General features: G+C 71.6%; 17 protein-coding genes and 5 tRNA genes. 10 read left to right on the top strand and 12 right to left on the bottom strand.

What is annotated here, in order from left to right:
• Positions 1-54 precede the first annotated feature (54 nt).
• Positions 55-771: an IclR family transcriptional regulator NdgR gene (ndgR, locus tag B086_RS0118420; RefSeq protein WP_018567903.1), complete on the top strand. Its 717-nt coding sequence runs from the start codon at positions 55-57 to the stop codon at positions 769-771.
• Positions 772-1,138: 367 nt separating this feature from the next.
• Here ndgR and B086_RS0118415 read toward each other — a convergent pair whose 3' ends face one another.
• Complete coding sequence (locus B086_RS0118415) at positions 1,139-1,624, bottom strand: DUF4188 domain-containing protein (protein ID WP_018567902.1); 486 nt, start codon at positions 1,622-1,624, stop codon at positions 1,139-1,141.
• Between the two features lie 108 nt (positions 1,625-1,732).
• Between B086_RS0118415 and B086_RS0118410 the strand changes: the two genes are divergently transcribed.
• Positions 1,733-2,395 (top strand): MerR family transcriptional regulator, encoded by a 663-nt coding sequence (locus B086_RS0118410; protein ID WP_018567901.1) that lies wholly within the window; start codon positions 1,733-1,735, stop codon positions 2,393-2,395.
• Between the two features lie 64 nt (positions 2,396-2,459).
• Here the strand turns inward: B086_RS0118410 and B086_RS0118405 are convergent.
• From B086_RS0118405 to B086_RS0118365, 9 genes are all read right to left on the bottom strand, one after another.
• Positions 2,460-2,532, bottom strand: a tRNA-Glu gene (locus B086_RS0118405).
• 44 nt (positions 2,533-2,576) lie between these two features.
• Positions 2,577-2,648, bottom strand: a tRNA-Gln gene (locus B086_RS0118400).
• A 21-nt stretch (positions 2,649-2,669) separates the two neighbouring features.
• A tRNA-Glu gene (locus tag B086_RS0118395) sits at positions 2,670-2,742 on the bottom strand.
• A gap of 62 nt (positions 2,743-2,804) precedes the next feature.
• A tRNA-Glu gene (locus B086_RS0118390) sits at positions 2,805-2,877 on the bottom strand.
• Positions 2,878-2,919: 42 nt separating this feature from the next.
• Positions 2,920-2,991 (bottom strand) — tRNA-Gln (locus B086_RS0118385).
• Positions 2,992-3,081: 90 nt separating this feature from the next.
• Complete coding sequence (locus tag B086_RS0118380; protein ID WP_026252550.1) at positions 3,082-3,816, bottom strand: HAD family hydrolase; 735 nt, start codon at positions 3,814-3,816, stop codon at positions 3,082-3,084.
• Between the two features lie 96 nt (positions 3,817-3,912).
• Entirely contained in the window at positions 3,913-5,397 is a 1,485-nt protein-coding gene (gene gltX, locus B086_RS0118375) for a glutamate--tRNA ligase (RefSeq protein ID WP_078531131.1), read from the bottom strand.
• Entirely contained in the window at positions 5,390-6,175 is a 786-nt protein-coding gene (locus B086_RS0118370) for a fumarylacetoacetate hydrolase family protein (RefSeq protein WP_018567898.1), read from the bottom strand. The genes gltX and B086_RS0118370 overlap by 8 nt, the downstream gene beginning before the upstream one ends.
• Before the next feature lie 177 nt (positions 6,176-6,352).
• Complete coding sequence (locus B086_RS0118365; RefSeq protein WP_018567897.1) at positions 6,353-6,541, bottom strand: hypothetical protein; 189 nt, start codon at positions 6,539-6,541, stop codon at positions 6,353-6,355.
• Between the two features lie 601 nt (positions 6,542-7,142).
• Between B086_RS0118365 and B086_RS0118360 the strand changes: the two genes are divergently transcribed.
• From B086_RS0118360 to B086_RS0118325, 8 genes are all read left to right on the top strand, one after another.
• Positions 7,143-11,324, top strand: a complete 4,182-nt coding sequence (locus B086_RS0118360; RefSeq protein WP_018567896.1) for a nitrate- and nitrite sensing domain-containing protein — start codon at positions 7,143-7,145, stop codon at positions 11,322-11,324.
• Between the two features lie 9 nt (positions 11,325-11,333).
• Complete coding sequence (locus tag B086_RS0118355) at positions 11,334-11,747, top strand: roadblock/LC7 domain-containing protein (protein WP_003993189.1); 414 nt, start codon at positions 11,334-11,336, stop codon at positions 11,745-11,747.
• Between the two features lie 111 nt (positions 11,748-11,858).
• Complete coding sequence (locus B086_RS0118350) at positions 11,859-12,257, top strand: DUF742 domain-containing protein (RefSeq protein ID WP_009190816.1); 399 nt, start codon at positions 11,859-11,861, stop codon at positions 12,255-12,257.
• A complete protein-coding gene (locus B086_RS0118345) occupies positions 12,238-12,813 on the top strand; it encodes a GTP-binding protein (protein ID WP_018567895.1) in 576 nt (191 codons plus the stop codon). The genes B086_RS0118350 and B086_RS0118345 overlap by 20 nt, the downstream gene beginning before the upstream one ends.
• Positions 12,814-13,253: 440 nt before the next feature.
• Positions 13,254-16,472, top strand: a complete 3,219-nt coding sequence (locus B086_RS0118340; RefSeq protein ID WP_018567894.1) for a nitrate- and nitrite sensing domain-containing protein — start codon at positions 13,254-13,256, stop codon at positions 16,470-16,472.
• A 10-nt stretch (positions 16,473-16,482) separates the two neighbouring features.
• Positions 16,483-16,896, top strand: a complete 414-nt coding sequence (locus B086_RS0118335) for a roadblock/LC7 domain-containing protein (protein WP_033321188.1) — start codon at positions 16,483-16,485, stop codon at positions 16,894-16,896.
• A gap of 97 nt (positions 16,897-16,993) precedes the next feature.
• The gene (locus tag B086_RS0118330; protein ID WP_018567892.1) at positions 16,994-17,569 is read left to right on the top strand and encodes a DUF742 domain-containing protein; all 576 of its coding nucleotides are present in this window, start codon (positions 16,994-16,996) and stop codon (positions 17,567-17,569) included.
• Entirely contained in the window at positions 17,550-18,140 is a 591-nt protein-coding gene (locus B086_RS0118325; RefSeq protein ID WP_026252548.1) for a GTP-binding protein, read from the top strand. The genes B086_RS0118330 and B086_RS0118325 overlap by 20 nt, the downstream gene beginning before the upstream one ends.
• 92 nt (positions 18,141-18,232) lie before the next feature.
• On the opposite strand, the gene B086_RS0118320 is transcribed toward B086_RS0118325, so the two are convergent.
• Positions 18,233-18,430, bottom strand: coding sequence for an acyl-CoA carboxylase epsilon subunit (locus tag B086_RS0118320; protein WP_018567890.1), 198 nt, complete (start codon positions 18,428-18,430; stop codon positions 18,233-18,235).
• Between the two features lie 74 nt (positions 18,431-18,504).
• Positions 18,505-19,087: carboxyl transferase domain-containing protein (locus B086_RS0118315; RefSeq protein ID WP_018567889.1), on the bottom strand; the 583-nt coding region annotated here is incomplete at its 5' end.

Genomic DNA, 19,087 nt, shown 5'->3' with positions numbered 1-19,087 from the left:
GTTCCACGGAAAATTGAACTTGCGTTTCACAGAGTGAGACGGGAGTATCGTTTCATGGACAACAGTAGCGGCGTCGGCGTCCTGGACAAGGCAGCCCTTGTCCTTGGCGCCCTGGAGTCCGGTCCGGCCACCCTCGCGGGTCTGGTCGCGGCGACCGGACTGGCACGACCCACGGCCCACCGGCTGGCCGTGGCCCTGGAGCACCACCGCATGGTGGCCCGTGACATGCAGGGCCGTTTCATTCTCGGCCCCCGCCTCGCGGAGCTGGCGGCGGCGGCCGGCGAGGACCGCCTCCTCGCCACCGCGGGCCCGGTCCTCACGCATCTGCGCGACGTCACGGGCGAGAGCGCGCAGCTCTACCGCCGCCAGGGCGACATGCGGATCTGCGTGGCGGCCGCCGAGCGGCTGTCCGGACTGCGGGACACGGTCCCGGTCGGTTCCACGCTCACCATGAAGGCGGGCTCGTCGGCCCAGGTCCTGATGGCCTGGGAGGAGCCGGAGCGGCTGCACCGCGGGCTCCAGGGCGCCCGCTTCACCGCGACCGCCCTCTCGGGCGTACGGCGCCGGGGCTGGGCCCAGTCCATCGGCGAGCGCGAGCCGGGCGTCGCCTCCGTCTCCGCGCCGGTGCGCGGCCCGTCCAACCGCGTGGTCGCCGCGGTCTCCGTCTCCGGTCCCATCGAGCGCCTGACGCGCCACCCGGGCCGGATGCACGCCCAGGCCGTCATCGACGCCGCCGGCCGCCTCTCCGAGGCGCTGCGCCGCACCGGCTGACACCTCCCGCTCCCCGGGTCCCCCGGGCAGGGCCGGCCTCAACGCCGCGGCAGGCCCTCCCCCGGACCCCGGACGACCCGCTCCCGGGCCCGCCCCCGCAGACCCGGACGCCCCACCAGCCCCACCAGCCCACGGGCCGGTCGGCCCCTCGCCGACCGGCCCTCTCGCTGTCCGCACCCGGCGGCGCCCCCGTCCGCGCCCGCGCCCGGCCGCCCTGCCCGGCCACCCCCGTCCCACCGGTCACGGCAGCCTCACCGGCCCCTCCCGCACGAGCCCCCCTCGGGTCCGGCTCCAACGCCCCGCGACCCGTCCGCGAGCACCCCGCGAGCACCCTCCGGGCGTCCCGCGAGCGCCCCTCGGGCCCGGCTCAGACGGTCCGCAGGCGGTCGCCCGCGCGCTCGCCCCGGCGGCCGACCGGGATGACCCCGGTGGCCCGGCCCAGGCCGTACGCGGGCATGTTGATGTAGATCGCCTCGTGGGCGCCCGCCGGGACGACGAAGGTCTCGTGCCAGAAGCCGACCTTGCCGTTCCCCTCGCGCAGCCGCCGGTTGAAGGCGGCCCAGGCCGGGTGGTGGTTGCGGTCCGGCGCCGCGGCGTAGGCGAGGAGCTTCTCCTTGGACTCCCAGTACTGCACGAGGTAGATCTCGCGCAGTCCGCCCATCATGGTCTTGCTGCCGAGGAGCCCGCGCGCCTTGTCCGCCCGCAGCTCCTGGAGCATCGGCCGCATGGCACGGGCCACCGGCCACCAACTGCGCACCGCGGAGAAGTCGTTGATCCTCATCCCGATGAGGAAGACCACCACCTCGTTCTCGCTCTCGGCGGTCATGCGCCCTTCGATCGGCTTGTCGCTCATGAGCGGTTCCCCACTTCCTTCCACCGACCCACTGGATAGCAATGCTATCTATGATTGGATCGTGGCACTCTCCAATACGCAAGACAAGCAGGGAAGGTCACGGCACGCATGCGACTGGCGGAGCTGAGCGCACGTAGCGGGGTCTCCCGGGCGACGATCAAGTATTACCTGCGCGAAGGACTGCTGCCGCCCGGCCGCCGGGTCACGGCCACCGAGGCGGAGTACGACGAGGAGCACCTGCGCAAGCTGCGGCTGGTCCGCGCCCTGCTCCAGGTGGGGCGGATCCCGGTGAAGTCGGCCCGCGACGTCCTCGCCGTCCTGGCCGACGAGGACCTGGACCGCAACCAGCGCCTGGGCACCGCCGTGTGGGCGCTGCCGCACGGCCCGGCGCCCGACGAGGACGACCCGGCCACCGAGACGGCCCGGCGGACCGCCGGCGCGCTCATGGAGCGGATGGGCTGGGGCTACGCGGACGCGTCCGGCCAGACGCCCGCCGAGGCACCGGCCGCCCCGGCGTACGCGATGCTGGTCACCGCCATCGCCACGCTCTCCCGCCTCGGCTACCCCTGCGCCACCGACGACTTGGAGCCCTACGCCCGCTCGATGGAGCGGATCGCGGTGGCGGACCTGGATCTGGTGGAGCGGTACGGGACGCCGGACGAGCAGGTGGAGGCCGCGGTGGCGCTGACCGTGCTGTACGAGCCGGTGGTGCTGAGCCTGCGGCGGCTGGCGGAGTCCGAGGAGTCGCGCCGCCGCTTCGACGGCAAGTGAGCCGGGGCGGGGCGGCGCGGACACGACGAAGGGCCCTCCCGGAGGAGGACCCTTGCCGATCTTGTACCCCCGACCGGATTCGAACCGGCGCTACCGCCTTGAGAGGGCGGCGTGCTAGGCCGCTACACAACGGGGGCCTGGACACTGCAAGCGTTTCATACTGATCCGCCGCAGGTCCGAGCTGGTCTACCTGGACTCGAACCAAGACTAACTGAACCAGAATCAGTCGTGCTGCCAATTACACCATAGACCAATGATGGTTTAGACCAGTCAGTACCCCCGACCGGATTCGAACCGGCGCTACCGCCTTGAGAGGGCGGCGTGCTAGGCCGCTACACAACGGGGGCCCTAGCGATCCTGCATCGAGGTCGGTGGGAGCTACCCTGGCCGTCCTCGCGGGAAGGATCTGTACCCCCGACCGGATTCGAACCGGCGCTACTGCCTTGAGAGGGCAGCGTGCTAGGCCGCTACACAACGGGGGCTCGCGGATGAGATCCGCGGGTGCAGATTGAAGCATCTGCGAGCTGGCCTACCTGGACTCGAACCAAGACTAACTGAACCAGAATCAGTCGTGCTGCCAATTACACCATAGGCCACTGGAACGCAAGCCCCGATGGGGTTCTTGTTCTAGTAGTGCGCCTCGGGCTTCCGGCCTTCCGGCCCGCTCCCGCGGCGCAGGAAGAACATTACCTGAAGGTGGACGGGGCTCCAAAACGGGTATCCGCGCCGAGCACCGCGGGGAGTTCGGACAGGGAGGCGATCCGGTGCGCGTCCGGCCGCACCGGGGCGCCGCCGGGGGCGCCGACCCGGTCGATCCACACGGCCAGCAGCCCGGCGTCGGCGGCGCCCCGCGCGTCGATCTCCGGGTGGTCGCCGACGTAGGCGACCTGGTGCGGCGGCAGGTCCAGCGCCTCGCAGCCCGCGTGGAAGGCACCGGCGGCCGGTTTGGACAGCCCCAGCTCGGCCGCGCACAGCACCGCCTCGAAGCGGTCGCGCACCCCGAGGACCCGTAGCTTGCGCTCCTGCACGTGCAGGCTGGAATTGGAGAGCACCGCGTGCCGGTGGCCGGCGGCGAGGGCGTCCAGGGCGGGCAGCACGTCCGGGAAGAGGGCCCAGGCGCCCTCGTAGTGCCCCAGGTAGCGCGCGAACCACGCCTCGGCCTCGGAGTCGGTCAGCTCGGGGCGGCCGAGGAAGACCCGCACCCGGTCCCGGCGCTGCCCCTCGAAGGTCGTCTCCCCCGCCGCGAAGCGCGCCCACTGCGCGTCGGTGATCCGCCGCCAGTGCGCCAGCGCCGCGTCCACGGTGCCGTACCCGTCCAGCAGCCGTTCGGCGACCAGGTGCGCCCGCATCCCGGCCCGGTCGGCCGAGGTGTAGTCGAAGAGGGTGTCGTCGACGTCCCACAGGACCGCTCTGATCGCCATGGGACCGACGGTACCGCCGCCGGGCAGCACGCGGGAGGGCAGCACGAAGGGGCGGCACCCGGTCGCTGCGGGTGCCGCCCCTGTCGCTGTCCGGGCCTACGCCGCGAGCTTCGCCAGCGCCGCGTCGACGCGGGCCAGCGTCTTCTCCTTGCCGAGGACCTGGAGGGACTCGAAGAGGGGCAGGCCGACCGTGCGGCCGGTGACGGCGACGCGGACGGGGGCCTGGGCCTTGCCGAGCTTGAGGCCGTGCGCCTCGCCGGCGGCCAGGACGGCCTCCTTGAGGGACTCGGCGGAGGACCAGTCGGCCGCGTCCAGCTTCTCGCGGGCCGTGCGCAGCAGGGCGTCCGAGCCCTCCTTCATGGCCTTGGCCCAGCTCGCCTCGTCGAGGACCGGCTCGGGCAGGAAGAGGAAGTCGACGTTGTCGGTGATCTCGGAGAGGACCTTCAGCCGGGTCTGCGCGTGCGGCGCGATCGCCTGCCACTTGTCCTCGTCGAAGTCCTCGGGCGCCCAGGGGGCGACGGGGGCCTTCAGCCAGGGGGCGCAGCGCTCGGTGAAGTCCTTCACGTCGAGCAGGCGGATGTGGTCGGCGTTGATCGCCTCGCACTTCTTGAGGTCGAAGCGCGCCGGGTTGGGGTTGACGTCCTTGACGTCGAAGGCGGCGACCATCTCGTCGATGCCGAAGATGTCCTGGTCGGCGGAGAGCGACCAGCCCAGCAGGGAGAGGTAGTTGAGCAGGCCCTCGGGCAGGAAGCCGCGCTCGCGGTAGAGGTTCAGCGAGGACTGCGGGTCGCGCTTGGAGAGCTTCTTGTTGCCCTCGCCCATGACGTAGGGCAGGTGGCCGAACTCGGGGGTGGTCTTCGCGATGCCCAGCTCGGTGAGCGCCTTGTACAGGGCGATCTGGCGCGGGGTGGAGGAGAGCAGGTCCTCGCCGCGCAGGACGTGGGTGATCTCCATCAGGGCGTCGTCGACCGGGTTGACGAGCGTGTAGAGCGGGGCGCCGTTGGCGCGGACGATGCCGTAGTCCGGGACGTTCTCCGGCAGGTAGGTGATCTCGCCGCGGACCAGGTCGTCGAAGGTGATCGGCTCGTCGGGCATGCGGAAGCGGACGATCGGGGCGCGGCCCTCGGCCTCGTACGCCTGGACCTGCCCGGCGCTCAGGTCGCGGCAGTGGCCGTCGTAGCCGGAGGGCTTGCCAGCGGCGCGGGCGGCCTCGCGGCGGCTGTCCAGCTCCTCCTGGGAGCAGTAGCAGCGGTAGGCGTGGCCGGTGTCCAGGAGCCGGGCGGCGACGTCGGCGTAGATGTCCATGCGCTGCGACTGGCGGTAGGGCGCGTGCGGGCCGCCGACCTCGGGGCCCTCGTCCCAGTCGAAGCCCAGCCAGCGCATCGCGTCGAGGAGCTGCTCGTAGGACTCCTCGGAGTCGCGGGCCGCGTCGGTGTCCTCGATGCGGAAGACCAGGGTGCCCTGGTGGTGCCGGGCGAACGCCCAGTTGAACAGGGCGGTGCGGACCAGGCCCACGTGGGGGTTACCGGTGGGCGAGGGGCAGAAACGGACGCGGACGGGGGAGCCTGATGCGCTAGCCACGCTGGACAACCTTGTTGGTGAGAGTGCCGATGCCTTCGATGGTGACGGCGACGTCGTCGCCGACGCTGAGGGGGCCGACCCCCGCGGGGGTGCCCGTGAGGATCACGTCGCCGGGGAGCAGCGTCATGGCCTCGGAGATGTTGACGATCAGATCCGCGATGGGGTGGATCATCTCGCTGGTGCGGCCGAGCTGGCGCTGTTCGCCGTTGACCGTGAGCTGGACGGTCAGGTCACCCGCCCGTTCCAGGTCGATGCCGGTCTCCACCCAGGGGCCCAGCGGGCAGGAGCCGTCGAAGCCCTTGGCGCGCGCCCACTGCTTCTCGCGGCGCTGGACGTCGCGGGCGGTGATGTCGTTGGCGCAGGTGTAGCCGAAGATCACGTCCTTGACGCGCTCGCGCGGCACCTCGCGGCACATGCGGCCGATGACGACGGCGAGCTCCGCCTCGTGGTGCAGTTCCTGAGTGAAGGAGGGGTACGGGACCGGGTCGCCGGGGCCGGTCACGGAGGTGGACGGCTTGAAGAAGGCGAACGGCGCCTCGGGCACCTCGTTGCCGAGTTCGCGGGCGTGCTCGGCGTAGTTGCGGCCGAAGGCGACGACCTTGCTGGGCAGCACCGGGGGCAGCAGCCGCACCTTGCTCAGCGGCACCTTGGTGCCGGAGAGCTCGAAGTCCGCGAACGGGATGCCCTTGATGATGTCGAGGACGAGCTGGTCCGGCTGGTCGCCCTCGACCGCGCCGAAGGCGACGTTCCCGTCGATGGAGAACCTGGCGATGCGCACGGGTTGCTTGGCCCCTTGACTGAGCTGGCGGGAGTCTGACGCTCCAGGCTAACGCGGCCACCGGCCCGCGCCTCGCGCACCGGTGGCGCGGGTACGCCGAAGGGGCACCCCCCTCGGTGTGGGGTGCCCCTTCGGCGTACGGCTGTGCGAGCGGGTGCGGGCGGTGCCCGCCGGGGTCTACTCCGCGACCGCGGCCGCCACCGGGATCTCCATGAGGACGGTGCGGCGCGGGTTGGCGGTCTGCGCGGGGAGGGTCACGGGGTGCTCCGGCGCCTCCGGCGTCTCCAGCGCTTCGGCGTCCTCCAGGTGCGCCAGCGTGGTGCGTCGGGGGTTGGCTATGTTGCGGAACATCATCGTCGTCTTCACGGTGGTAGCAGACCTTGTCGTGGACAGGCGCCTGGAGGGCCTCGGGACCCCCGCGCGGGCGCGGGTGGGCAGTTGCACGCCTTGTGTAAAGCGTCAGGCTAAACGCGCGATTCCCGGCCGAAGACGGGAAGAGACCGTGATCTCCATGTGAGTTTGCTCACGGCGTGATCCACAATCCGGACAATTACCGACCGGATTGCGCTCCGCCGAATCGGACATAAGACCACTGAAGCCACCATTCCGCTCCCGATCATGGCGACTGGGACACCTGTGGCGACCCAGCGGCTCGTAGAGATATGCCCGGTATGCGGGGTACCGCTTTCCACATCTCGTAACTCGGTCCTCACGCGCTGTCACAGAGGTCACAGGCTGGCCCACATGCCTTGTTGGAGATCCTGCACTGTGCTGGAATGCCACGGACCGCCGCGGGATCGAGCCGGCGCGCAGGGGGCGCAACGCAGCGCCGAGTGGGCGGCGAGAAGGGGGAACCAGCGCCGGTCACTCACGACCACCGGGGAGCGTTTTCAGGGCGCTTCCCACGACGCCGACACCGCCTTCCCGCTCGCGCGGGAGGGCGCCTGGTCCAGAGGTTGCGACGCTAGTGCAGGGACGTTTCAAGAGGGATGGCAGCGCTTCGGCGGAGCCGGAGCCGCAGGGCGGGACTGGCCCCAAGGCCGTCGGTTCCACGCCCCCGCACGCCCAGAACCAGGGCCCGGCCCCGTCCGGTGACAGCTCCGCGCGCCCCGGCGCGGGTGCCTCCCCGACCGCGCCCAACCCCGGCGGCCCCGCCCCGGCCGGCAAGTCGGCGAAGTCCGTGAAGAGCGAGAAGTCCGCCAAGACCCCGGCCCCCGTCGGGCCCGGCTCGCGCGTGGCCCTGCGCAACTGGCGCATCTCCACCCGCCTGGTGTCGCTGCTGGCCCTCCCCGTGATCGCGGCGACCACCCTCGGCGCCCTGCGCATCGACCAGAACCTGGACGACATCCAGCAGCTCGACAACATGAAGCTGCTGACGGACATGACCAAGCAGGCCACCGAGCTGGCCGCCGCGCTCCAGGAGGAGCGCGACCAGTCCGCCGGTCCGCTCTCGCACCCCTCCAGCGCCAGCGCCATCACCGTCAAGGGCTTCCGGGACAAGACCGACCGGGCCACCGAGGTCTTCCTGGCCGCCTCCGAGGAGATCGACAGCGCCAGCAAGGGCGGCAACCTCCAGGGCGTGCGCGAGACCCTGGTCGGCCTCGCCAGCGAGCTGAACCACCTCGGTTCCATCCGCAAGACGGCCTACGCGCACGACCGGAACTCGACCCAGACCGTCGAGGCGTACCACCGGCTCATCACCGAACTGCTCAGCCTCTCCCAGGACATGGCCGAGGCGACCAGCAACCCGGAGATGATCCAGCGCACCCGCGCGCTGTCCGCGTTCTCCTCCGCCAAGGAGTACGCCTCCGTCCAGCGTGCCGTCATCGCCGCCGCGCTGCCCGCGAACAACACCTCCGCAGGCAACCTCGCCGAGAACGACCGGCTCTACGCCCAGTCGGCGCTGGACAGCCAGACCTCCGAGATCAACAGCTTCCGCAACATCTACGGCGACGGCGCGGAAGAGCTGATCAAGCCCATGGAGGAGGGCAACCCGACGATCCAGTCGGCGGACACCTACGCCAAGCGCGCCCTGGACAGCTCCACCGGTCTGGCCCAGCAGAGCAAGCGCTCCTACCGCGACTGGGTGGACGACAGCTCGACGAAGATCGAGCAGATGAAGAAGATCGAGCACACGCTGCTGGAGGAGATGGAGCAGAAGGCCCGCTCGCTGCGCAGTGCCACCGAGCGCGACGCCATCATCTCCGGTGCGCTGATCCTGCTCGTCCTCGGTGTGTCGCTGGTCGGCGCCTTCGTCGTGGCCCGCTCCATGATCCGCTCGCTGCGCCGGCTCCAGGAGACCGCGACCAAGGTCGCCCAGGACCGCCTGCCCGAGCTGGTCAAGCAGCTCTCCGAGTCCGACCCGCAGGACGTCGACACGTCCGTGGAGTCGGTCGGTGTGCACTCCCGGGACGAGATCGGCCAGGTGGCCGCGGCCTTCGACGAGGTGCACCGCGAGGCGGTCCGGCTCGCCGCCGAGCAGGCCCTGCTGCGGGGCAACGTCAACGCGATGTTCACCAACCTCTCGCGCCGCTCCCAGGGCCTGATCCAGCGCCAGCTGTCGCTGATCTCCGAACTGGAGTCCCGCGAGGCCGACCCGGACCAGCTCTCCTCGCTGTTCAAGCTCGACCACCTCGCCACCCGTATGCGCCGTAACGGCGAGAACCTCCTCGTCCTCGCCGGTGAGGAGCCGGGCCGCCGCTGGACCCGCCCGGTCCCGCTGGTCGACGTGCTGCGCGCCGCCGCCTCCGAGGTGGAGCAGTACGAGCGCATCGAGCTGGCCTCGGTGCCGACCACCGAGGTCGCCGGACGCGTCGTCAACGACCTCGTGCACCTGCTCGCCGAGCTGCTGGAGAACGCCACCTCGTTCTCCTCCCCGCAGACCAAGGTCAAGGTCACCGGTCACGCGCTGCCGGACGGCCGGGTCCTCATCGAGATCCACGACACCGGCATCGGCCTCTCCCCCGAGGACCTGGCCGCGATCAACGAGCGGCTGGCCTCGCCGCCCACCGTGGACGTCTCCGTCTCCCGCCGCATGGGCCTCTTCGTGGTCGGCCGGCTGTCGCAGCGGCACGGCATCCGCATCCAGCTGCGCCCGTCCGACTCGGGCGGTACGACGGCCCTCGTCATGCTGCCGGTGGACGTCGCCCAGGGCGGCAAGAAGCCGGCCCCCGGCAAGGCCGGCGGTCCGTCCGTGGGCGGTCCGGCGGCTGCCGCCGCTGCCGCGGGCGCGGCGGCGGCGCGGCGCCAGAGCGGTCAGGCGGGCGGCGGTCCGCTCGGCGCGGGCGCGCCGGGCGGTGCGAACCGGCTCGGCCCCGGCGCCCAGCGCGGCCAGGTCGGCGCGGGCCAGGGTCCGCGGGCGGCGCTGCCCGGCACGGGTGGCCGCCAGGGCGGCCCCGGCGCTCCGGGCGGAGCACGCGGACCGCAGGGCCAGCCAGGTCAGCAGGGCCAGGGCCAGGGCCAGCAGGGTCCCGGTCTGCCCCAGCAGGGCCGTCCGGAACCGGCGGGCGCCGGGTCCGGCTTCGGCGGCCGGGCCCCGGGCGCTCCGCAGGGATTCGGCGACGGACAGCAGGGCGGCGCCCGGCAGGACGTCTTCGGCGGCGGCCGCCAGGGCTTCGGCGACGGACAGCAGCCGGGGAACCGGCAGGGCGGCTTCGGCGACGACACCCGCACCGGCGCTCCGCAGGGCTTCGACGACGGCCGTCAGGGCGGCAACCGCCAGGGCTTCGGCGAGGGACAGCAGAGCGGCAACCGGCAGGACGCCTTCGGCGGTGAGCGGCCGGACGCCTTCGGCGGCGGACGCGGCGCGCTGCCGCCGCGCCGGCCGAACGGCGGCGAGCAGGGCAGGCAGCCGCAGCTGCCGTCGCGCGGTGGTCCGCGCGCGGAGCTGCCGGGCGGCAACCCGCAGCCGCGCACCCCGAGCTGGGGCAGCGAGAACGCCGGTCCCGGCGCGCCCGACACCCCGCGCGGCCACGACGAGGCGGAGCAGGCGCAGACCTCCCGCATGCCGCGGATCGAGGACCACCGGGGTCCGGCCGCCACGGCCGAGATGCCGGTGCTGCCCGGACCCGACAGCCGCCAGGGCCCCGGCCCGGCGGACACCGGGGCCTACGGCCGCCCCGGCTTCGAGGCGCCGCGCCAGGACGCCGACGGCGGCCGGTCCGCGGGTCAGTTCCCGGACCAGGGTGCCCAGGGCGGGCAGAACCCGGGCGCGTTCGTCCGCTCGGACATCTTCGGCCCGGCACAGACCCCGCAGAACCCCGTACAGCAGGGCGGCCCCGGCTTCGGCCAGGGCAACCCGGCGGACACCGGCCAGTTCGCGGCCCCGCAGGGCTACGACAACGGCTCCACCGGCCAGTTCGCCGCTCCGCAGCACTACGACGACGGCTCCACGGGGCAGTTCGCCGCCCCGCAGGGCTACGACAACGGCTCCACGGGCCAGTTCCACGCCCCGCAGGGCTACGACAACGGCTCCACGGGGCAGTTCGCGCAGCCCGGTCACGACGGTTCCGCCACGGGCGGGCACGCGCTGCCGGTCCGTCAGGACCCGTCGTCCACCGGCCAGTTCGAGCGGCCCCAGCCGTCCGGTCCCGCCGACTTCGGCGCCCCGCGTCCGCCGGCCCCGCAGCAGCCCGAGGCGGGCCGCGCGCCCGGCGACGAGTGGGCGCTGCCTCCGGCCTCGGGTCCCGGCGACGGCAGGACGCCGCTGTTCGACACCCTGGAGACCAACTGGTTCCGCGGTGAGCGGCAGCAGCAGGCGGGCCAGCAGGCCGCGCCGCAGCAGCCCCAGCAGCCGCAGGCCCCGGAAGCGCCCCCCACCGCCCCGGCTCCCGCCAACCCCCAGCGTCCCGCCACCTCCGCCTGGCGCACCTCGCCGAACGACGAACTCGTCCGGCAGGCCGAGCGCGTCCGGCAGCCGGCGGCGGGCGGCGTCACCACCTCCGGCCTGCCGCGCCGGGTGCCCAGGGCGAACCTCGTCCCGGGCACGGCTCAGCAGCAACAGCACCAGAGCGGTCCGCAGGTCTCGCGTGCGCCCGACGACGTACGCGGCCGGCTGACCAATCTCCGTCGGGGCATCGCACAGGGTCGTCAGGCCGGCACCGGCCAGACGGGCAGCTTCCCGAGCCCCACTCACCAGCAGGAGCGTTAGTTGAGCCCGATGAGCCAGGCGGCACAGAACCTCAACTGGTTGATCACCAACTTCGTGGACAACACCCCGGGGGTGTCCCACACCGTCGTGGTGTCCGCGGACGGACTCCTTCTGGCCATGTCCGAAGGCTTTCCGCGGGACCGCGCGGACCAGCTCGCGGCCGTCGCCTCCGGTCTGACCTCGCTGACCGCCGGTGCCTCGCGCATCTTCGAGGGCGGCAGCGTGGCGCAGACGGTCGTGGAGATGGAGCGCGGCTTCCTGTTCCTCATGTCCGTCTCGGACGGGTCGTCCCTCGCGGTACTGGCCCACCCGGAGTGCGACATCGGCCTCGTCGGCTACGAGATGGCGCTGCTCGTCGACCGCGCGGGGGCCGTCCTCACGCCCGACCTGCGCGCTGAACTACAGGGCAGTCTGCTCCACTGACCGGCCCCGGCACCACCCGCGTCACCACATCACCGTCCGGCCGACACAATCCCCCCACCGGCCTCGTCCGACGGCTCGCCCGACCGACTTGCTGTCCCGCCCGGAGGATTCATGACCCCGCCCACCGCCCATCATGATCCGTACGCCGAGCCGTACGGGGACGAGGGCGACCAGCCGCTGGTTCGTCCGTACGCGATGACCGGCGGCCGGACCCGGCCGCGCTACCAGCTCGCCATCGAGGCGCTGATCAGCACCACGGCCGACCCGGCAGCGCTGATGGGACTGCTCCCGGAGCACCAGCGGATCTGCCATCTGTGCCGCGAGGTGAAATCCGTGGCCGAGGTGTCGGCGCTCCTGGCGATGCCGCTGGGCGTGGCGCGGATCCTCGTCGCGGACCTGGCCGAAGCCGGGCTGGTGGCCATCCACCAGCCGGGCGGCGACGAGAACAACGGTGGCGCACCGGATGTGACGCTGCTCGAAAGGGTGCTCAGTGGACTTCGCAAGCTCTGACGGCGGCCGGGCGACCACCTCCGCGAAGATCGTGGTGGCGGGCGGCTTCGGCGTCGGCAAGACGACCTTCGTCGGTGCCGTCTCGGAGATCAACCCGCTGCGTACCGAGGCCGTGATGACGTCCGCGTCGGCGGGCATCGACGACCTCACGCACACCGGGGACAAGACCACCACGACGGTGGCCATGGACTTCGGCCGCATCACGCTCGACCAGGACCTGATCCTGTACCTGTTCGGCACCCCCGGGCAGGACCGTTTCTGGTTCATGTGGGACGACCTGGTCAGGGGTGCCATCGGCGCGGTGGTGCTGGTGGACACCCGGCGTCTGGCCGACTGCTTCCCGGCGGTCGACTACTTCGAGAACAGCGGACTGCCGTTCGTCATCGCCCTCAACGGCTTCGACGGCCAGCAGCCGTACACGCCGGACGAGGTCCGCGAGGCGCTCCAGATCGGCCCGGACGCGCCGATCATCACCACCGACGCCCGGCACCGCACCGACGCCAAGTCGACGCTGATCACGCTGGTCGAGCACGCGCTGATGGCCCGGTTGCGGTGACACCGGGGACACCTTTCGCCTAGCATCCAAGTAGGCAAGGCCATACGGCAGTTGCCGTAGACGTACCGGAGCCGGCTGTGTCGTGGGACACGGCCGGCCTCGGCGTTCATAACGTTTCGGCAGAAGAATCGGGTGGTGACGCAACGCGTCGCGCACATTCGGTGTCGCTGTGCGCACGAGATCCCCGCTTTTTGGCGCGGCTCGTTCTTTATGACCGTTTTATCTGGGACTTACATCACTCTCAATCGGTGCTTTCCACTGTTTGGAAGAGCGCATGTCGGCGTGCTGGAATGCCTGAACTGCCCCATGACCGACGACGTACCGCTCAGCGAGGACGCGCTGAGCGGTACCGAGTGGTCGTGATGTCCGTCCACGGCGGACAGGGCTCTGAGACACTGCGGCACAACGTAGGTGCCGACCGCCGAGAGGTTGTTGGTCGAGTGAGGCGAAGCAAGAACGGTCCTGAGCCGTCGGCCCGGGGCAACTTCACCCCGCCGCCGCGCGGCGCGGCGCCCACGCATGTGCCCGCGGCCGAGCAGGCCGCCGCACCCGCGCCGGCCGGGGGCCGCCTCTCCCCCCGCAACTGGCGGGTGCCCGCCCGGCTGAACGCGATCCTGCTCATCCCCGTACTGGTCGGCCTGGTCATGGGCGGTTTCCAGGTCAAGAGCTCGATCGACACCTGGCAGGACGCCCAGGACGCCGAGCACACCGCGCGCCTGGTGCGCGCCTCCCTCACCTACGCCAACGCCCTGTACAACGAGCGGGACACCACCGCCGCTCCGCTGCTCCAGGGCAAGGGCCAGAAGGACACGGCCGTCGTCCGGGCCCGCGGCCTCACCGACCGGGCGGCGGACGCCTTCGACCAGGCCGCGAAGAGCATGCCGCACAAGGCCGGTCTGGAGCGCCGTCTGAAGCTGTTCCGGGAGGCCGAGCCGCAGCTGGAGTCGCTGCGCGCCGCCGCCTACACCTCCAAGCTCAACGGCGTGCAGACCGAGGAGGGCTACGTCCAGGTCGCGCACCCGCTGATGGAGTTCGCCAACGAGCTGGGCCTGGGCACCGGCAACATCACCTCCTACGGCCGCACGGTCTACGCGATGTCGCTGACGCAGGCCGCGCTGTCGCTGGAACGTTCCATCGGGATGCACCTGCTGATCGCGCCCGGCCCGGACGGCGGCAACCTGGCCAGCCAGCGCATCGCCCTGTCCTCCTACGCCTACCTGGAGAACATCGCCCTCAAGGAGTACCTCGGCGGCGGCACCCAGGCGGACGCGGACAAGCTCGACGCGCAGAACCAGGAGGTCCGGTCCAAGGCCGCGGCGCTGACCGAGGAGTCCAAGGCCAAGGACCCCGACTACGTGGCCCCGCCGTCCGACCCGCAGAAGATGGTCACGGCCCTCGCCACACTGAAGGGCACCGAGGCGTCCGAGCGCCAGGCGCTGGCGGGCAAGGGCATCACCGCGCAGAACTGGTGGGCCGTGAACACCCTCAAGTTCGACGCGTACCGCAAGATCGAGTCGGACATGGCCGACAACGCGGTGGACGAGGCGTCCGGCATCGCCGCCGACGCCAAGCGGTCGGCGTTCGTCACCGGCGCCGTCGTCGTGGTCGCGCTGCTCGCCGCCTTCCTCCTGGCCGGTCTGGTGGCCCGCCAGATGAGCCGGTCGATGCGACGGCTGCGCAACGCGGCCTTCGGCATCGCCGAGCAGCGCCTGCCGATGCTGGTCGACCAGCTCTCGCGCACCGACCCGGGCCGGGTCGACACCCGGGTCGCGCCCATCCCGATCACGTCCACCGACGAGATCGGCGAGGTCGCCCGCGCCTTCGACCAGGTGCACCGCGAGGCGGTCCGGCTCGCCGCCGAGCAGGCCCTGCTGCGGGGCAACATCAACGCGATCTTCACCAACCTCTCGCGCCGCAACCAGTCGCTGATCGAGGGCCAGCTGACCCTGATCACCGACCTGGAGAACAACGAGGCCGACCCGGACCAGCTGGAGAACCTCTTCCGGCTGGACCACCTGGCGACCCGGATGCGCCGCAACGGCGAGAACCTGCTGGTCCTCGCGGGCGAGGAGCCCGGCCGCCGCTGGGACCAGCCGGTCCCGCTGGTCGACGTGCTGCGGGCCGCCTCCTCCGAGGTGGAGCAGTACGAGCGCATCGAGATGTCCGGCGTCCCCGAGGCCGAGATCCACGGCCGCGCGGTCACCGACCTGGTGCACCTGCTGGCCGAGCTGCTGGAGAACGCCACTACCTTCTCCTCGCCGCAGACCAAGGTCCGGGTCACCGCGACCCGGCTGCCCGACGGCCGGATCATGGTGGAGATCCACGACAAGGGCATCGGCCTGACCGCCGAGGACTTCGCGGACATCAACCACAAGCTCGCCAACCCGCCCACCGTGGACGTGGCGATCTCCCAGCGCATGGGCCTGTTCGTGGTCGGCCGGCTCGCGGACCGGCACGGTGTCCGCGTCCAGCTGCGCCCCTCGGGCGAGCAGGCGGGCACCACCTCGCTGGTCATGCTCCCGGACGCCATCACCCACGGCGGCAGCGCCGAACAGGGCGTGGGCGGCGACGAGTTCACCGTTCCGCAGATCATCCCCGAGCAGCAGTTCCAGGAGCAGCGGGGCCAGGGCGCGGACGGCCGGCCGTCGCTGCGCACGGCCGCCGAACTCGGCTTCGACGACAGCCGCTACGCCGAGGTCCCCGACGACATCCGGGAACTGGACCCGGTCGGCCGCTCGCTCAAGCGCGAGGGGCGCCGCGCCACCCTGGAGTCCCCGCCGCAGGAGGGTCCGCCGGCCGCCGCCCACCCGGAGGAGTCCACCGGGCAGCAGCAGCCGTACGGCACCGGCCCGGCGCCGTACCCGCAGCAGCAGCCCGGCTACGACCAGCCCGCCGCGTACGCCCCGGACCAGCAGACGTACGACCAGCAGACGTACGAGCAGCAGGGGTACGACCAGCAGCAGCCGTACGAGCAGCAGGCGTACTACGCGCCCGACGGCGCCCCGGCGCAGAACGGCGGCTACCCGGCCGACGCGTACGCCGGGTACCAGGAGCAGCAGGCGTACCCGCAGCAGCCCTACCAGGACGACTGGCCGCAGCCGGACGGCTACCCGAACGGCTATCCGGAGCAGTACGCTCCACAGGCGGAGGCGGACGCCGCGCAGACCGCCGAGGCGCCCGGGGCCGAGTCCACGGGCTTCGGCCTGCCGGAGCCGGACGCGGGGGCGGGACACGCACTGACGGACGCCGGACTGCCGCGCCGCGGTTCCACCGCGGGCACCGTGAACGGCTCGGGGCCCGTGTCCCAGGCACCGGCCCCGGACGCGGAGAGCAACGGCAACGGCGGTGGCAGCGGCTGGCGTTCGGCGAACGACGAGCGGTGGCAGCAGGCCTCGCAGCTCAAGAAGCCCAAGGCGGGCGGGGTCACCTCCTCCGGTCTGCCGCGGCGGGTGCCCAAGGCCAACCTGGTCGAGGGCACCGCGGAATCGACCCCGCAGGGCGGCCCACAGGTCTCCCGCGCCCCCGAGGACGTCCGGGGCAGGTTGAGCAACCTGCGCCAGGGCGTGCAGCGGGGACGCAGCGCGGGCAGTGAAAAGAACGGCCAGGCCACAAGGAATGAACACAGTGGTCCTGACAGCACCTACAACCAGGAGCGTTAGTGTGAGCCCGATGAGCCAGGCGGCACAGAACCTGAACTGGTTGATCACCAACTTCGTGGACAACACCCCCGGGGTGTCCCACACCGTGGTGGTCTCCGCCGACGGACTCCTTCTGGCGATGTCCGAAGGCTTTCCCCGCGACCGTGCCGACCAGCTCGCGGCCGTCGCCTCCGGTCTGACCTCGCTGACCGCCGGTGCCTCGCGCATCTTCGAGGGCGGCAGCGTGAACCAGACGGTTGTGGAGATGGAGCGGGGATTCCTCTTCATCATGTCCATCTCCGACGGATCGTCCCTTGCCGTCCTCGCCCACCCGGAAGCGGACATCGGTCTCGTCGGGTACGAAATGGCCCTTCTCGTGGACCGCGCGGGAACGGTCCTCACCCCGGATCTCCGTGCGGAGCTCCAGGGAAGCCTTCTCAACTGAAGGACGTACGGTGCGTATCGGTGTCCCGGGGCCGTAAGGTTTCGGGACGCGGCTTCCCCTCTGTGGGGTGCCCGGCGCAGTCGGAGGAGGAGTAAGAGTGGCAACACACCCAGGTGGTTCGGCTTCGGGCAACTGGTCGTACGGTCCCGCCCAGGGACACGGCAACGGCCCGGTCGACCCGTACGCCTACCCCTCCGCTCCGCAGCACCGGCAGCCCTACGCCCCGCAGGGCCCCGGCCCTTCGCCGTACGACCAGCCGCCGGCGCCGCGCATCCAGCCGGTGCAGCCGCAGCGGTACTCCCCCGAGCCGATGCCCGCACCGGCGTCGCAGAACAACCCTCTGGTCCGCCCGTACGCCATGACGGGCGGCCGCACCAGGCCGCGTTACCAGCTCGCCATCGAGGCCCTGGTGCACACCACCGCGCAACCGCACCAGATGCAGGGCCAGTTGCCCGAGCATCAGCGGATCTGCCATCTGTGCCGCGAGATCAAGTCGGTGGCCGAGATCTCGGCCCTCCTGACGATCCCTCTCGGCGTGGCCAGGATTCTCGTCGCCGACTTGGCGGAGGCGGGCCTGGTCGCCATCCATCAGCCCGGCGGCGACGAGAACGCCGGCGGCCAGCCAGACGTGACACTGCTCGAAAGGGTGCTCAGTGGACTTCGCAAGCTCTAGCGGAGGGCCGGTTTCTCCAAGTCGCTCCACCACTTCCGCGAAGATCGTGGTGGCGGGCGGCTTCGGCGTGGGCAAGACCACGTTCGTCGGCGCCGTTTCGGAGATCAACCCGCTGCGCACAGAGGCCGTCATGACATCCGCGTCGGCGGGCATCGACGACCTCACCCACACCGGGGACAAGACCACCACGACGGTGGCCATGGACTTCGGCCGCATCACCCTGGACCAGGACCTGATCCTCTACCTGTTCGGCACGCCCGGCCAGGACCGGTTCTGGTTCATGTGGGACGACCTGGTGCGCGGCGCCATCGGCGCGGTCGTCCTGGTCGACACCCGCAGGCTCGCCGACTGCTTCCCGGCGGTCGACTACTTCGAGAACAGCGGACTGCCGTTCGTCATCGCCCTCAACGGCTTCGACGGCCAGCAGCCCTACAACCCGGACGAGGTCCGCGAGGCCCTTCAGATCGGTCCCGACACCCCGATCATCACCACCGACGCCCGCCACCGCGCGGACGCCAAGTCGGCGCTGATCACGCTGGTCGAGCACGCGCTGATGGCCCGCCTGCGGTAACCCGCCCCGGACATGCCGAAGGGCCCCTCTCCGCAAAGGAGAGGGGCCCTTCGGCGATCTTCGGCAGGTCTCCGGGCGGCCGGCGGCCGGTCCTAGCCGCGCCAGCTGTGCGGGGCGTGGAAGCCGTTCTCGCGCTCCAGGCGCCGCCAGCGGGCCTTGTGCCGGTCGTGCCGGGTCAGGGAGGTGTCCGCGGGGCGGGCCGCCGCGCGGGCCAGGAGTATGGCCGTCAGGGCGGCGACTTCCTCGGGCTCGGCGTGGCCCTTCTCGACGCGGATGTCAGGCATGTCCATGGGTGTCAGTCTCCGTGGCTGAGGGGTCCGCGGGGTGACCGCGGTAAGTCCGCCGGGTTACGGGGGTCGCCGCGCTACTGCGGCGGGTTGCCGTGCTTGCGGGAGGGCAGGTCGGCGTGCTTGGTGTGCAGCATCGCGAGGGACTTGGCCAGCACTTCCCGGGTCTCGGCCGGGTCGATCACGTCGTCGACGAGACCGCGCTCGGCGGCGTAGTACGGGTGCATCAGCTCGGCCTTGTACTCCTTGACCATGCGCGCGCGCATGGCCTCGGGGTCGGGCGCGTCGGCGATCTGGCGGCGGAAGATGACGTTGGCCGCGCCCTCGGCTCCCATCACCGCGATCTCGTTGGTCGGCCAGGCGTACGTCAGGTCGGCGCCGATCGACTGGGAGTCCATCACGATGTACGCACCTCCGTACGCCTTGCGCAGGATCAGCGAGATCCGCGGCACCGTGGCGTTGCAGTAGGCGTACAGCAGCTTCGCGCCGTGCCGGATGATCCCGCCGTGCTCCTGGTCGACACCCGGCAGGAAGCCCGGAACGTCCAGCAGGGTGACGATCGGAATGTTAAAAGCGTCACACATCTGGACGAAGCGCGCAGCTTTTTCACTGGCCTCGATGTCCAGCACACCGGCCAGCACCTGGGGCTGGTTGGCGACG

Origin of the sequence: Streptomyces sp. PsTaAH-124 (assembly GCF_000373685.1) — a bacterium.
GTDB classification, from domain to species: domain Bacteria; phylum Actinomycetota; class Actinomycetes; order Streptomycetales; family Streptomycetaceae; genus Streptomyces; species Streptomyces andamanensis.
Note: the sequence above shows the minus strand (reverse complement) of the source record. Positions and strands in the feature narration are given on the sequence as shown.

Bases quoted from the DNA above. Each gene is read 5' to 3' on its own strand.
- ndgR (WP_018567903.1), top strand. From the start codon at position 55: ATGGACAACAGTAGCGGCGTCGGCGTCCTGGACAAGGCAGCCCTTGTC.
- B086_RS0118415 (WP_018567902.1), bottom strand. From the start codon at position 1,624: ATGAGCGACAAGCCGATCGAAGGGCGCATGACCGCCGAGAGCGAGAAC.
- B086_RS0118410 (WP_018567901.1), top strand. From the start codon at position 1,733: ATGCGACTGGCGGAGCTGAGCGCACGTAGCGGGGTCTCCCGGGCGACG.
- B086_RS0118380 (WP_026252550.1), bottom strand. From the start codon at position 3,816: ATGGCGATCAGAGCGGTCCTGTGGGACGTCGACGACACCCTCTTCGAC.
- B086_RS0118355 (WP_003993189.1), top strand. From the start codon at position 11,334: ATGAGCCAGGCGGCACAGAACCTCAACTGGTTGATCACCAACTTCGTG.
- B086_RS0118350 (WP_009190816.1), top strand. From the start codon at position 11,859: ATGACCCCGCCCACCGCCCATCATGATCCGTACGCCGAGCCGTACGGG.
- B086_RS0118335 (WP_033321188.1), top strand. From the start codon at position 16,483: ATGAGCCAGGCGGCACAGAACCTGAACTGGTTGATCACCAACTTCGTG.
- B086_RS0118320 (WP_018567890.1), bottom strand. From the start codon at position 18,430: ATGGACATGCCTGACATCCGCGTCGAGAAGGGCCACGCCGAGCCCGAG.